Below are 14,068 nucleotides of genomic sequence, written 5' to 3'. Positions count from 1 at the left end.
TGGTCCTAACGAAGGGGAGTGCGGAAAGTTTCGGGCATCCGCAGGACTACGAGCAGGGTTACCAGAGCGGCGGCCATCGGAAGCAAAGCCACCATTTCGGGTACGCCCGTTGCCGTCACGAGCCCTGTAGCGAAGAAGGCGGCCGTGCCACCGAAGAGCATGACGGAGAAGTTGTAGCCGATGCCCAGGGATGAGTAGCGAACCCTGGTGGGAAAGAGCTCGGACAGGGCTGCGGGGCCCGGGCCTGAAAATGCGGCCAGGATGACAGCCACCACGATCTGTGCGAGATACACCAGGAAGTCGTTTCCAGTGCCGAACATCAGGAGGATCGGATAACTCAGTACGACGAAACCGCCTGACCCGATGAGTAACAGGGGTTTGCGGCCAATTCGGTCGGACAAAGCACCGAAGCCGGCGATTGCAAGAACCATGACCGCGAGGCTCACCAGGTTGGAGGACTTGGCTACGTTCGGAGAGACCCCGGCGACGGTCGTGAGATACGTAGGTATGTAGGTGAGAAAGAAAAAGTAGGCGACAGTCCAACCGACCGTAAATCCGAATCCCTTTGCTATCGCCAGCTTTTGAGTAGTGAATGCAATCCGTAATGGTTTGTCTGCGGTTTGTCCCGCGTCTTTTTCAGCTTGGAACGAAGGGGTGTCGGCCAAGCCAAAACGGAGGAACACTGCCACGCCCGCCGTGAGTACACCAATCAGGAAAGGTACGCGCCAACCAAAATCGATCATCTCCTGCTGATCGAAGAAAAGGGAATTCAGGGCGACGACCGCAGAAGCAAGGAGAAATCCGGCCGCCGTGGTTACTTGGTTAAAGCTTCCAAAAAAGCCGCGGCGGTGCGGGGGAGCGTACTCGACAAGCATTGCGGCGGAGCCCGCCCACTCACCCGCGACGGCGGCGCCTTGAATAAGGCGTACGGCAACCAGCAGAGCGGGAGCCCAGGCGCCTATGGAGTTGTAGGTGGGCAGGCAACCTATCAGTAAAGTTGCTGCGCCCATCAACCCCACACTCACAATAAGGGCCTGTTTTCGGCCGACTTTGTCGCCAATATGGCCAAAAATCAGTGTTCCGGCGGGCCGGGCAAGGAAACCAACTGCAAAAACGGCGAAGGTTGCCAATATCCCTGTGATGCCTTCTGCTGTTGGAAAGAACACCACTGCCAAAAGGCTGGCCGAGTAGGCGTATACGAGGTTGTCGTACTGTTCCAAAAGATTTCCGAAGCTCCCGGCGAGAACTGCTCGACGTTGGGCTGCCGCGGAAGCCGGGGTTTGCAGCATATTGATTTGTTGCTTGGACATTATTTGTAACCTTTGGGCCTGGTGGTTAGGGCAAACGGTGGATGGGCTAGGACGCTGCGAGGTAACCCCCGTCCACCGGTAGCAATGCACCTGTCACGAACGAGGACTCGTTGCTTGCGAGAAACGCGACGGCGGCGGCGAGTTCCTGCACTTGACCCGCACGGTTCATGGGTGCTCCGGCGATGCGAAGACGGGCTTCGGAGTCAGGGAGGTCCTCCAGAAGCGGCGTTCTGAAGACTCCGGGCATAACTGCGTTGACACGGATGCCCATGGTGGCCAGCTCAACGGCGGCCACCTTCGTCAGTCTGTGCAGCCCCGCCTTGCTCACTTGATATGCGACAGAAGCAGGCAGTTCACCAGTCATGGGAGGCACAGTCTCGCCATAAATGGAACCCACATTTATGACCGTTCCGTTGGTTTGCTGAAGCTGGGGGGAGAACACTTTGATTCCCTTCCATGGAGCCCACAAATTGGTCCGGATGATCTGGTCCCACTTCTCGTCGGACGTTCGCAGCAAGTCCGTCCGAATACTGACGCCGGCGTTGTTGACCAGAACGGAAATGGCGCCGAAACGCCGCTCCACGGAGGAAGCGAAGTCCTCCCACGAAGTGGAGTCAGCCACGTCAAGGTCAAGGAAAAGTCGGGAGTCCCTTTCACCTTCGTAGCGGATATCCCCACGGACAACGGTTGCACCTTGTCCAGCGAAGGTATCGGCAATTGCTGCGCCCAGCCCACTGCCTGCACCGGTAACAACCACAACTTTTGCTTCTTGCATGACGACCTCTCCTGGATGATGACTGCGTGACACGGTCACCACATGCTAGAGACTTCGAAACGTCGCAACATCGGTCACATGACCGATGACTGAAAGGTCCTGGCCGCCCATAGTTGTCGTAGAAGTGACCTGCACCTCTTTTTACGACAACAAGGAGACAACATGGCCAAGATCCCGGCGGATCGCACGACGGCGCAAAGGCGCGCCACTCTGGGGGCCTTCGTCGGAACCGCCATCGAGTGGTACGACTTCTACATTTTCGGCACTGCCGCAGCCCTGGTTTTCAGCAAAGTCTTCTACCCTCAGGCGGCGGAGGGTGCAGCTCTCATGGCGTCTTTTGCCACTTTCTGGGTGGGTTTCCTTGCCCGCCCGCTTGGCGGCATCATCTTTGGGCATTTCGGGGACAAGATCGGGCGGAAAAACACGCTCATCATCACTTTGATGCTGATGGGCATTGCCACCGCCATGATCGGCGTCCTTCCGGGCTACGCCAGCATAGGTATTGCCGCTCCTGTGCTGTTGATCTTGCTCCGCGCACTGCAGGGGATAGCAGTTGGCGGTGAATGGGGCGGCGCAGTCCTCCTTGCCACAGAGAATGCATCAGAACAAAACAAGGGGCGGGCAGGGACATGGGTGCAACAGGGCTCACCGGCCGGCTCCATCCTGGCGACCCTGGCATTCCTGCTGGTCGGTCTTCTACCCAACGAGCAATTTCTGGCATGGGGGTGGCGTATACCGTTCCTGTTCTCCGCCGTTCTTGTGGTCGTAGGGCTGGTCATCAGGGCCAAAGTAGAGGAATCCGCGGCCTTCACCGAGGCGAAGGCACGCCGGAAGGTCGCTGAAGTCCCGGTCGTGACTGTCTTTCGTGTTGCACGCACGGCCGTGATGCTCGGAGTTTTGGCATCCATTTTGGGAATTTCATCGGCCTATTTCGGCAACACTTTCCTGCTCGCTTGGACGACTGGGCAATTGAAGATGGACCGTCAAGTAATCCTCAATATCTTCCTTGCCACCGCAATCCTCCAGTTCATCTGGCAGCCTATGGCAGCGAGGATTGCCGAACGAATCGGTGTTCTCAAACTAATGCTCGGTGCTTTGGGCCTCGCCCTGTTGATGATTGTGCCCCTGTTCCTGGCGCTCTTGTCAGGCAACATCGTGTTCTTAGCCACCATGATGGTCCTGAATGTTTTCGGAGGGTCGGCCTACTATGCTCTGTTGGCCTCGACCCTAGCGGCCGCTTTCCCGATCCACGTACGCTACACCGGAGTATCGGTCGCCTATCAACTGTGCGCAACGATCATTGGTGGCTCCACCCCATTGGTAGCCCAAGCATTGTTGGTGGGTACCGGGCCTTGGAGTGTAGCTGCCTTCTACGCGCTGCTCGTTATCGCCACGGCCACTGGCGTCGCGGCCCTGGAACGTTACAGGCTAAAAAACCTGCCCGTCGACTCTCCCGCCATGATTGGCTCCTGAAAAACGCCGAGGTTCCTGAAAGGACTCCATGACAACGCCCCAGCAACGACACGCCATTCTTTCAGCTGTAGATGCAGCCTTCGATGAACAGTTGGCCTTCACTGTTTCCTTAGTCGAAACCCCTTCTTTGCGGGGTTCTGAGAAGGCGGCCCAGGACCTGATGGAGTCCCGGTACAGGAGTTTGGGGCTGACCATCGACCGGTGGACCCTCGACCCTGCGGAACTTGCCCTCCACCCAGCCGCGGGCGCAATCGACGTCGACTATTCCGGCAGTGAAGTCGTGGTCGGTACCTATACTCCGGAAGTGGAGACCGGACGCAGCTTGATACTGAACGGACACGTCGACGTCGTACCGACGGGCTTACCCGAGCTCTGGAGCCGCGGACCCTTCAACGCGGTGATAGCTGAGGGGTGGCTCTATGGCCGAGGAGCTGCGGACATGAAAGCAGGATTGGCAGCTGCCCCTTTCGCTTTGGCTGCCGTGCAGGCTGCCGGTCTGCGCCCTCTGGGCCGAGTTCATCTGCAGTCTGTACCTGAAGAAGAAAGCACCGGCAACGGCACTGTTTCAACTCTCCAGCACGGCTATCACGCAGATGCGGTTTTGATCCCGGAGCCCGTGGGCGGCGAGTTGGTCAGGGCACACGTCGGGGTCATCTGGTTCAAAGTCCGCCTTGCCGGACAGGCAGCTCATGCAGCCGAGATGTCCGAAGGCTTCAACGCAGTGGATGCCGCTTACGCCCTTATCTCCGACTTGCGGAGAGTTGAAGCAAGGTGGAACGAGGCTTCGAAATCAGTCAAGTATTTTGAGGAGCTGCAACACCCATTCAACTTCAACGTCGGTCTGATAAATGGAGGCGATTGGACTTCATCAGTGCCGGACTGGTGTGAGTTCAGCATGCGAGTAGCTTTTCCCCCGGGACGTGCCGCCGGGGACGCATGGGCTGAAATACTTGAAACCATCGAACGGGCGGCGCAGGAGAATCCAGCCCTCGGGGGCGTTATACCGAGCGTTACCAAGACGGGGTTTTACTCAGACGGTTACTCCTTGGAGCCCGGAAGCGAGGCAGAAGATTCCTTTGGCAGAGCCTTCGCCGCAGCCAACGGCCGGCTATTGGGCACCGTTACCACTCCTGCCTATCTCGACGCACGGGTCTATGGGTTGTTCGATAACACTCCATCGCTGGTGTTCGGACCCGAGTGCCAGCGTACACACGGTGCCGACGAATGTGTGTCTGTGGAATCACTTCGCGAGGTCACCAGGGCGATTGCGCTGTTCATCGCTGATTGGTGCGGGGTAGAGCAACGATAGAGCCGGTCGTGCGCCCGCCGAATCATGGGCAAGTATAGGGCTGGCGCAGTTGGAAGGCGGTGGGCAGGAAGTTATTGGGCAAGGTAGCCGCCGTCGACCGGTAGTGAGACGCCGGTGACGTAGGCGGCTGCGGGACTTGCCAGGTAAGCCACCGCCGCGGCCACGTCTGCGGGTTCGGCTATCCGTCCCAAGGGAATTGCGCCAGCCACATGTCGCATGGTTTCCTCCGGGTTGGGCTGGGCCGACAACCATTCGGCGTAAAGGGGCGTGTTTGTCATGCCCGGTGCGACAGCGTTGACACGTATATTGTGGGGTGCCAGCTCCACGGCTGCTGCAGAGGTAAGGGCGAGCATGGCCCCTTTGCTGGCACTATAGATCGACATGGAGGGGACGCCTACGCTGGCCAAACGGGAAGTGATATTGATAATTGCGCCACCCGTGCCTTGGGCGCGCATGGCGCGGCCCGCGGCCTGCAGGCAGGAGATAGCTCCAAAGGTATTCATCTCGAATGTTTCCCGGATCTCGTCGGAGGGTGTTTCGAGCAGCGGTCCTACGTGATCCACTGCTGCGTTATTGATCAGTACGTCCAAGTTGCCGGCTACCCGGATCGTCGTCTCCACGAGCTCTTCCGCCGCGCGGGGTGCCGTGAGGTCGGCCTGGACAAAGTGCACGGTGTCACCAAGTTCGCGTGCCACGCGTTCGCCCCTTTCGACGGAGCGGCCGCTGATGATAACCATGAACCCGTCCTGACGGAGACGCTTGGCAATTTCCGCCCCGATACCGGAGGTTGCCCCAGTCACCAGTGCAACCAGTGCTCTGGCTTCACCTTCGCGCGTCCCGCCGCGAAACCGGTGGGCGGGATCCGTTGTGGTCATCGTGTTCCTCCGGTTTCAAGGGAAAGGCCTCCCTGGCACATCCGATTCAATCCAGACCAAGCATAGGGCAGGCAACCTTCCAAGAGATCCGGTGCGCAAACCGCTGCCTGCGGGAGGCGCCTCTTTGCAAGTAGGCGTAGAACGCCAGCTTGTTGGCGCCGCCCGCCGGCATCTTTTCCCTCAGGGCGAGTTAGGCTCCGACGCCGAGGATTGAGTCCGCCGCCGCGCCCAACGGTGGCCATCCTCTGCGGCCGGCCTAGCCAGCCAGGCGCATGCCCGGCTGGCCAGGACGGCCGATTCGGTGGATTTCAGAGCGCTCCGGCATTGGCTCGTGAAAACATCACCAGACTATGGGGCGGCGTTTGCCGGTACTTCCTGGAAGGCGTGTACTACGTGTTCGATGAAGAGTTTCAATGAGCGCTTCTTCTCTTCATGGGACAGGCTGTTGTAGGACCAGAGGCCGAACTCCGTCACGCCCAGGGTCTCGTAGTGGCGGATACGCTTGATCACTTTTCAGGTGTATCGATCATCGCGGTCTGGTGTAAGCATGCGGAAGTGAATTGGGGGCGGTCGGCGAACTTCTCTCCGGGGCGGAGCCGCCGACGCCGGCCTGTACGTGACCGTCGTCGAGGACGGTCACGTACAGGCCAAAACGACGAAGCACACGATCAAGCCAACAGTCTCCTGCGACTGCTTTCACCCATGATCAACGTCATCCGAAGCGAAACCCTGTTCTAGCCTCACGTTATCCCGGCGTTCGCGGACGTGACCCGAGAATGGTGGCTTGCGGTACAGCGTGGTCAGTTCAGCGCCTACTGAACTGACCACGCACCGTCCGATGGCAGGACGGCTCCGGAGATGTTGGTTCCGTCCTCGCTGAGGAGGAACGTGATGGAGGCAGCCAACTGCGAGGCCACAGCAACAGGGGGAATTATCTGCATGAACGGTCCCAACCGGTTCGCGCCGAGCTCGGATCCAAAGGTGGCCTCGATGCCTGTTGCAACCGGGCCCGGGGCCACTGCGTTGACGCGGATTCCCTGAGGCGCGTACATAAAGGCGGTACTGCGAGTGAGTCCGAGAACTGCATGTTTGGAAGCGGTGTACGCCAGTCCTGCAGAATTGCCACGTAGTGCGGCTTCGGAGGCCACATTTACGACGGAACCGCGCCCGGCGGCCATCATGATCGGAAGTACGGCGCGGGTCAGGCGGAACATTCCGTCCACGTTGACCGCGAACACCCGGTTCCAGACCTCATCGGCCACCTCGTGCAACGGGGTCATGTCGTCCATGATTCCGGCGACGTTTGCCAACGCATATACCCGGTCTCCAGCGGCTTCAACAATCCTCAGAATGTCTTCTTCCTTGGTGATGTCAGCCTGGACGGTTACCACCTCAGCCTCCGGGTGAGCCATCGCCAGTGCCTCAAGCCGGGCAGCTGCGATGTCTACGGCAATCACCCTGCCGCCTTCCCTGGCAATCCTGGAGGCAGTGGCCCGGCCGATACCCGAGCCGGCGCCCGTGACGATCACAGTCTTACCCAGGAATCTGCCATCGGTGATGCGTTCTTGCCAAAGGGTGTCGTCGATGTCCTCGGCGTCCGCCTCTGGTTCGATTCCCCCATTTGCTTCCCTGACCAGATGATCAAGCAAAGACTGCGGGAACTGTCCGCCACCGAGTTCCACGAGCTGTTGCAGGGCAAGGTGATCGATGGGTTTCAGGGCTGATTCGTCCTGACCTGCCTCCTTTAGCATTCCCCGAAGAAGGGGACCGCCAGCGGGATGGGCAAGCCATTCCCGAATAGGGCGGGAGCCGGTCAGTGCCTTGGTGCGGTTGGTCATTTTGCTCCTTCGAGAGCCGGTGCTGCTTTGAGCTGGGCTGTTAAGTTTTCGGGGACCGCTGTTTCGTCCACCGCGGGCTTGGCACGCTTGAGACCAGTCCAACGGGCACGCAGGGCGTGTGCTGCTGCTTTTGGTTTTCTATCCCGGCTGAAAACACCCTTACGGTTGCCGTCCACACGGTGGATGCCGTTGGACGTTTGGAAGTCGGCAAAGTTCCAGACGTGTTCCCCTACAAAGCCGTCAATCCTGTCAAAGACCCGGTGGTTCATGGCCAGGAAGGACTGCTGGTATTCCTCGCTCCAAGGCATGTCCCAGATGGAGTGCTGTCCCGGCATGGTGTCTGCCCCGTATTCGCTCATCATGATGGGCTTGCCGAAGGCCTCCACCCAACCGCGGAGGTCACGTTCAAGGTAATCTTCTGCGGTCTGAAGGTCCCCGGTGAAGATGTACCAGCCGTAGTAGCGATTAATGCTCAGGACGTCGAAGAGATCCGCGATTTTGTCGTTCTGGAAGGTGGCAAACATGACGGCGGCGTAGGTCAGGGGACGGGTTGGATCGAGCTCACGGGCGAGCTGGACGAGAGGCTCGAAGAACTCCCGTGCCCCGTCCTCGTTGGAGGCCGGTTCGTTGGCGATACTCCACATGACAACGCTTGGATGGTTCTTATCGCGTGAGATGACCTCGCGAAGGTGCTGCGCGTGGGCTGCTTGGGTTTCGTGGTTGAAGGTTTCCGGTGAAAAAGTGGGTTTCGGGCCCACCCCCGTGAGCCCTCCCTGGACCCCCAGGTTCAGCCCAACGGCTGCGGTTTCATCGACGACGACGATGCCGTGGCGGTCCGCGAATTCCAGCACCTCCTCCGCATAGGGGTAGTGCGAGGTCCGGAACGAGTTGGCTCCTACCCAGTCCAACAACTGGAAGTCGTGCACAAGGTAGGCGTTATCGTGACCCTTGCCCCGGACGGCTGTGTCCTCGTGTTTGCCGAAGCCCGTAAAGTAGAAGGGCTCTCCATTGATGAGGAACTGGGTCCCGCGGACTTCCACCGTCCGCACACCGAACGGTTCCGTGTAACTGTCAATGACGTCTTCGCCGTCGAGGAGCTCTACCATCAGGTTATATAGGTAAGATGCGCCTGGTTGCCACAGCGAGACATCCTCGATGGTAAGTGTCCCCTGAGTGCCTTCGGCCGATGAAACTTCCTGGCCTGCAGCATCCAGAGCCCGGACGCGGACCGGCGTCTTGTGACTTGTTTCGACTGAATAATCTATGACGCCGGTTCGGCCAATAACGCCGGTAACAACAGTGATGTCGCTGATATGGCGTTCTGGTTTGCTGTAGAGCCACACTGACCGTGCCAGGCCAGCGTAGTTATAGAAGTCATGCAGGTAGGTCTGTTGGCGTCGCCCGTCCTGGCTGACGCTGATGCTGCCCGGGGGGATAGTGGCACTGGTCAGTTCATTGTTCACCCCAACCGTGAGCCTGAATTCATCTCCGGGCGAGAGGTGGTCCGTGATGTCTGCTTCAAAAGGTGTGTAGCCGCCTACGTGCCGGGCTACCAGGACGTCGTCAACATAGACCTTGCCCTCGTGCGTGGCTGCGTCCAAGCGGAGCAAAACTCTTTCGCCGGTCCAGCCCCGCGGTACACGGACGGTCCGCTGGTACCACACCCAGCCCACGTGGTCCCGGATCTTCTGGTCGGCAAAAAGGTCGTTGTAACTCGACGGTACGGCGGCCTCGAGATTTCCTCCCAGAACACCTTTCCAGGGTTCCGGGACGTTGGGATTCTCCACGGCAAAGCGCCAAAGGCCGTCCAAGTTGATAAGTTCGCGGGTAATTGTAGAGCGGGGCTTAAGCAATGTATTTTCTCCTGCTTGGCTGTCAATGAGATAACTGGCTTGCGATGGTGTCCAGGGTGCGGAACACGGCAATCGTGTCTTTTGCCGGATGTACCGGGTGTTGGGTATCGCCGGCACGGATTGCTTCGCCGGCGGCTCTGAGCATGGGAACATAGCCGTTGCCCTCGCGGGCGTGATCGATGGGTTCAGGGGCGAACATTTTTTCCCAGGAACCTGCGTGGATTTGGAGGGTAGTGGATGTCCAGAACATGCCTGGGATGGTGATCCAGCCCTTGGCGCCGCTGATGGAGGCAGAGGGATCGACGAATTCGGTCATTGAACTCGCGCATTGCGCAAACTGGCCCCCTGCGAAGTCAAGGGTGAAATGTTCGGCGAAGTCGAGCCCGTCGGCCCTCAGGCGGCCGTTGGCCGTTATGGATGTTGGCTCACCGAAGATTGAGTGGGCCAGGGTCACCGGGTAGATCCCTTGGTCCAGGAGCGTTCCTCCGCTGCGCTCAATATCCCATCTGCTGCCACCATCGGCGATCAGGGGAAAGCCAAATCCTGCGCGGATGCTGGAAGGCTGTCCGATGATTCCAGTGCGGAGCAGTTCGAAGAGGTGTTGGAATGCGGGGTTGAACTTCATCCACATTGCTTCCATGAGGAAGAGCCCTTGGCTTTCGGCAAGCGCAAAGAGGTCTTGCACTTCATCCGCATTCAGTGCCATGGGCTTCTCGACAACCACATGTTTGCCGGCATTCAGCGCTTGGCGCGCCAAGGCAGCATGGGTAGCGAACGGCGTCGCCAGATACACAACGTCAACCTCAGGGTCCATGACAAGCGAATCGAAGTCATCGGTCCACCTGTCCAGGCCGAAGTCCTCTGCGAAACCGGCGGCTTTCGCCGGGTTTCTGCTGAAGATCATTTCCACGTGATTTCCGGGCAAGAGCTGTAGATCCGGCACTATGCTGCGGGAGATAGTCCCGGCCCCGGCAACAGCCCACCGCAGTGGAGCTTGGGGACGACGTGCCTCATCCACGGGTCCATTCGTCATCCTGCAACTCCAGCCTGGACTTGCTGTTCCCGGTGCAGCTCAGCCAATCGGTGCCGATCTGCCCGGCGCTTCTCCTGTTCCACGGGGTCTGCGATGGGTGCAGCCAGCAACAGTCGCTGGGTGTAGGGGTGCTCGGGTGTGGAAGTTACCCGGTCCGCAGGGCCGGTTTCAACGATGTCCCCCCTGTAGACGACACTGACCCGATGGCTGATGTGCCGGACCACGGACAGGTCGTGTGAGACGAACAAGTAGGCAACGCCTGTGCGCCTTTGGATGTCGATGAAGAGGTCCATGACCCGGGCCTGTGTGGAAAGGTCCAACGCCGAGACGGGTTCGTCGCAGACAATGAGTTTGGGTTCGGGCGCAAGGGCCCGGGCTATGGCTACTCGTTGCCGTTGTCCGCCGCTGAACTCCCGGGGCAAACGTTCAGCCGCGTCCCCGGGCAGGCCGACTTGATCCAACAGCATCCGAACCCGGGTCCGGGCTTCAGAGGCACTTGTTCCCTGGACGATGAGGGGCTCGCTCAGGGTGTCGCCGATGGTCAGGGACGGGTTGAGGGACGTGTAGGGGTCCTGGAACACCACTTGGATGTCTTTGGACAACTGACGGCGTTCCTTGGGCGTGGCGTGGGTGATATCCGAACCCTGGAAGGTGATGCGGCCCGATGCCGGCTTGACAAGCCCAAGGACGGCCCGGCCAATGGTGGTTTTGCCGGACCCGGATTCCCCCACGACGCCGAGAGTCTCACCTTTGGCGATTGACAGGGAAACTCCGTGCAGGACCTCCACTTCCCTGGGCCTGAAGCCCCGGCCCTTGAAGGCGACGCGAAGGTCTTCCACGTTCAACAACTGCGGTGTCATCAATTACTCCCCGAAATAGCCGCCGAGACGGGAATGGGTTGGTCGGTCCGAACGGTGTGTTCGTCAAGGATGGATCCGAGGAGCATCTGCGTGTAGGGATGTTGAGGTTCCCGGAAGAGCTCCAGTGCTGTCCCTGATTCCACAACCCGGCCGTCCTGCATCACGGCGATCCGGTCACAGATGTCTGCCACCACGCCGAAGTTGTGTGTCACTAGCAACACGGCCATGCCCATTTCGGCTTGCAGGTCCCTGATAAGGTCCAGGATTTCGGCTTGGACAGTGACATCCAGGGCAGTGGTGGGTTCATCGGCGATGAGGAGTTTGGGACGACTGGCCACAGCACCTGCAATGAGGACGCGTTGGGCCATTCCGCCGGAGATCTGGTGGGGATAAGAGTCAAAAGTCCGTTCAGGATGTTCAATTCCAACACGCACCAGAAGCTCCATTACTGTTGCTTTTGCCTCCCGCCGTGACATCTGTGCAGAGGCGCGTATGCCTTCGACGAGTTGGGCGCCCACTGTGTAGGAGGGATCCAGATTGGACATGGGTTCCTGGGGTATGTAGGCAATGTCGCGTCCACGAAGGGTACGGAACTCCCGTTCGGTAAGGCCAATCAAATTGCGGCCAGCCAGCTGTGCCCAACCATGCGTGACCACGGCCTCAGGCGGAAGCACACCAAGAATGGCAAAAGCTGTTTGTGTCTTTCCTGAGCCGGATTCACCCACCAAGCCCAGGGTTTCACCTGCCTGTAACGTGAGCTCGACCCCTTTCACTACTTCCTTGAGTTCGCCCGAGGGTGTGGGGTAAGCGATGCCCAGATCGCGGACGGACAGCAGGTCCGTCGTCGAGCCCTGGACGGCGTCCTTCGCGGGGGTGCGGCCGGCTTGTGCGGCCCGGGCTTTCACGGGCGTGAGTTTGACGCCCTCAAAGGCGTCCCTTAGTGAGTTGCCCAGCAATACAAGGGAAGCTGTCAGAGTCCCGAGCATGACACTGGGCCAGATGAATTGGGTGGGATCGACGTAGAGATTTGTGAAGCCATCGGCGATCATCGCGCCAAAGCTGGGAACCAGTGTTGACCCTACTCCGAGAAAGGCCAAGCCCGACTGGAGGCTGATTGCGGAGCCGATAAGAAATGCGGTGGCAACGATGATGGGACCGCGGACAGCAAACAACACATGCCGCCCAAGAATCCGCAGGTTGGACAAGCCCGATACCCGCGCAGCGTCAACGTAGAGTTCGTTCTTGACCCCAAGGACCAGGTTCCTGACGATACGGTAAACGCCGGGGGAGAGCAGGACCCCAAAGATGAGCATGGTTGCCCGGTAGTCGCCCTTGGTGACCGGCATCAGGACTATTAGCAGCAAGAGCCCCGGAAACGTCATGATGAGGCTGAAAACCCACTCCGTTGCGCTGCGCAGCTTTCGGCCGAAGTACCCACCGATCAGGCCAAAGGTGATGCCGATGGTCAAGGCAACACTTGCACCGATTAATCCTGCGATCAGGCTGGTACCGATTGAATGCAGAAGCCGCGAAGCGATGTCGCGCCCGTTTTGGTCGGCCCCCAAAATGTACCCCGGGGTCCCGGGTGCCGCGTTGATGGCATTGAGTTGGGCCTCATTGGGATCATGCGGCGCAATCAACGGCGTCAGGAGACCCAGGATGATGATGGCAAGCAGCAGAACCGAAGTGATGATGGCCTGGGGGTCCTTGGCGAGTTTCCTTAGCGGAGATTTCCTGGGTGGGGATGCAAGCCCCGGATCCACGCTGAGTTCTTCGATGCTCAATAGATTCTCGCCTTCGGGTTGAGCCAGCCGTTCACGACGTCTGTAATGAGGTTCACCATGACCACCAACATGACGCTGAACAGGGTGATGCCCATGATGATAGGGATATCGCCTTGGAGGGAGGCGTTGAATGCGTAGGCGCCGAAGCCAGGAAGCGCGAACACGTTCTCGATGATGAGCGCACCACCGAGCATTTGAATGAATTCAAGGGACAGGACCGTCAAGGCAGGACTCGCCGCATTCCGAAGCGCGTGGCGAAGAACAATCGAGCGCGTTGGTACCCCGCGGGTCCTCAGCGTACGGACGTAGTCCTTCCTGAGCTCGCCGATCATGGAGCCGCGGATTTGTGCGGCCATGCTGGCCACTCCACCGATGACAAGCACAATGACGGGGATGGTGATCGATGTGGCCCATTTCCCCGGATTCTGAGCGAAAGGAGTGAATCCGGTTGCCGGCAGCAACTTCAAATTCACCGCGAGAACAGCCACCAGGACAATGGCGATGAGCAAGCCGGGGACCACGTAACCAATCAAGGACAAGCCTTGGGAGACCTTGTCAGCCAGTCCACCCCTGGTGGCTGCCCAGACGCCCAGCGCAACGCTGACGATCACTGTGATGATGAGCGCTGTGACCACGAGCGACAGGGTCACGCCCAGTCGGGCGGCAACGGCCGGGGCTACGGGTTGACTGGTGAAAAGGGAGGTACCAAAATCCCCGGTCAGGACGGAGCCGAGCCAGTCCAGGTATTGGACGATGGCCGGCCGATCGAAGCCAAGTTCGGTCATCAGTGCCTTCAACGACTCCGGAGTCCCGGTAGCCCCCAGCCGTTCGCGGGCAACGGATTCCAAGGAGCCGCTGAGGAGGAAGAAGGTAATTAAAGTGACGAGCAGGGCAAGGACAATGCCTGCTCCAAGTCGTCGTAGGGCGTAACTGATCATGAGTAGACTCTCGGCTTTTC

12 protein-coding genes are annotated in these 14,068 nt (G+C 59.3%); 2 read left to right on the top strand and 10 right to left on the bottom strand.

What is annotated here, in order from left to right; genetic code table 11:
- Positions 1-5: 5 nt before the first annotated feature.
- A complete protein-coding gene (locus tag AC6JA3_RS12125; protein WP_347783477.1) occupies positions 6-1,310 on the bottom strand; it encodes an MFS transporter in 1,305 nt (434 codons plus the stop codon).
- A gap of 46 nt (positions 1,311-1,356) precedes the next feature.
- On the bottom strand, positions 1,357-2,085 hold the full coding sequence (locus tag AC6JA3_RS12120; RefSeq protein ID WP_026540401.1) for an SDR family NAD(P)-dependent oxidoreductase: 729 nt from the start codon (positions 2,083-2,085) through the stop codon (positions 1,357-1,359).
- 162 nt (positions 2,086-2,247) lie between these two features.
- Between AC6JA3_RS12120 and AC6JA3_RS12115 the strand changes: the two genes are divergently transcribed.
- Positions 2,248-3,558, top strand: coding sequence for an MFS transporter (locus AC6JA3_RS12115; protein WP_051420757.1), 1,311 nt, complete (start codon positions 2,248-2,250; stop codon positions 3,556-3,558).
- A 28-nt stretch (positions 3,559-3,586) separates the two neighbouring features.
- On the top strand, positions 3,587-4,867 hold the full coding sequence (locus tag AC6JA3_RS12110) for an ArgE/DapE family deacylase (protein WP_026546628.1): 1,281 nt from the start codon (positions 3,587-3,589) through the stop codon (positions 4,865-4,867).
- Between the two features lie 71 nt (positions 4,868-4,938).
- Here AC6JA3_RS12110 and AC6JA3_RS12105 read toward each other — a convergent pair whose 3' ends face one another.
- The 8 genes from AC6JA3_RS12105 to AC6JA3_RS12070 form a co-directional block, all read right to left on the bottom strand.
- Complete coding sequence (locus tag AC6JA3_RS12105) at positions 4,939-5,742, bottom strand: SDR family NAD(P)-dependent oxidoreductase (RefSeq protein WP_081733264.1); 804 nt, start codon at positions 5,740-5,742, stop codon at positions 4,939-4,941.
- A 348-nt stretch (positions 5,743-6,090) separates the two neighbouring features.
- Positions 6,091-6,252: a hypothetical protein gene (locus tag AC6JA3_RS12100; protein WP_209320057.1), complete on the bottom strand. Its 162-nt coding sequence runs from the start codon at positions 6,250-6,252 to the stop codon at positions 6,091-6,093.
- A 302-nt stretch (positions 6,253-6,554) separates the two neighbouring features.
- Entirely contained in the window at positions 6,555-7,580 is a 1,026-nt protein-coding gene (locus tag AC6JA3_RS12095; protein ID WP_035760625.1) for an SDR family NAD(P)-dependent oxidoreductase, read from the bottom strand.
- Positions 7,577-9,433, bottom strand: a complete 1,857-nt coding sequence (gene uidA, locus AC6JA3_RS12090; protein ID WP_051421493.1) for a beta-glucuronidase — start codon at positions 9,431-9,433, stop codon at positions 7,577-7,579. Before uidA ends, AC6JA3_RS12095 begins: the two co-directional genes overlap by 4 nt.
- Before the next feature lie 22 nt (positions 9,434-9,455).
- The gene (locus tag AC6JA3_RS12085; protein WP_081733265.1) at positions 9,456-10,466 is read right to left on the bottom strand and encodes a Gfo/Idh/MocA family protein; all 1,011 of its coding nucleotides are present in this window, start codon (positions 10,464-10,466) and stop codon (positions 9,456-9,458) included.
- Positions 10,463-11,326 carry an ATP-binding cassette domain-containing protein gene (locus tag AC6JA3_RS12080; RefSeq protein WP_026540406.1) on the bottom strand — a complete coding sequence of 288 codons (864 nt, stop codon included), beginning with the start codon at positions 11,324-11,326 and terminating at the stop codon, positions 10,463-10,465. The genes AC6JA3_RS12085 and AC6JA3_RS12080 overlap by 4 nt, the downstream gene beginning before the upstream one ends.
- On the bottom strand, positions 11,326-13,110 hold the full coding sequence (locus AC6JA3_RS12075) for a dipeptide/oligopeptide/nickel ABC transporter permease/ATP-binding protein (protein WP_238324864.1): 1,785 nt from the start codon (positions 13,108-13,110) through the stop codon (positions 11,326-11,328). The genes AC6JA3_RS12080 and AC6JA3_RS12075 overlap by 1 nt, the downstream gene beginning before the upstream one ends.
- Entirely contained in the window at positions 13,107-14,048 is a 942-nt protein-coding gene (locus AC6JA3_RS12070) for an ABC transporter permease (protein WP_026540408.1), read from the bottom strand. The genes AC6JA3_RS12075 and AC6JA3_RS12070 overlap by 4 nt, the downstream gene beginning before the upstream one ends.
- Positions 14,049-14,068 lie beyond the last annotated feature (20 nt).

The organism is Arthrobacter sp. TmtSoilC79, from assembly GCF_059739405.1.
The sequence above is the reverse complement of the archived record's forward strand: the minus strand, read 5'-3'. Positions and strand labels throughout refer to the sequence as shown.

Coding starts and splice junctions, on each gene's coding strand:
- AC6JA3_RS12125 (WP_347783477.1), bottom strand. CDS start 1,310: ATGTCCAAGCAACAAATCAATATGCTGCAAACCCCGGCTTCCGCGGCA.
- AC6JA3_RS12070 (WP_026540408.1), bottom strand. CDS start 14,048: ATGATCAGTTACGCCCTACGACGACTTGGAGCAGGCATTGTCCTTGCC.
- AC6JA3_RS12085 (WP_081733265.1), bottom strand. CDS start 10,466: ATGACGAATGGACCCGTGGATGAGGCACGTCGTCCCCAAGCTCCACTG.
- AC6JA3_RS12115 (WP_051420757.1), top strand. CDS start 2,248: ATGGCCAAGATCCCGGCGGATCGCACGACGGCGCAAAGGCGCGCCACT.
- AC6JA3_RS12095 (WP_035760625.1), bottom strand. CDS start 7,580: ATGACCAACCGCACCAAGGCACTGACCGGCTCCCGCCCTATTCGGGAA.
- AC6JA3_RS12120 (WP_026540401.1), bottom strand. CDS start 2,085: ATGCAAGAAGCAAAAGTTGTGGTTGTTACCGGTGCAGGCAGTGGGCTG.
- AC6JA3_RS12080 (WP_026540406.1), bottom strand. CDS start 11,326: ATGACACCGCAGTTGTTGAACGTGGAAGACCTTCGCGTCGCCTTCAAG.
- AC6JA3_RS12105 (WP_081733264.1), bottom strand. CDS start 5,742: ATGACCACAACGGATCCCGCCCACCGGTTTCGCGGCGGGACGCGCGAA.
- AC6JA3_RS12110 (WP_026546628.1), top strand. CDS start 3,587: ATGACAACGCCCCAGCAACGACACGCCATTCTTTCAGCTGTAGATGCA.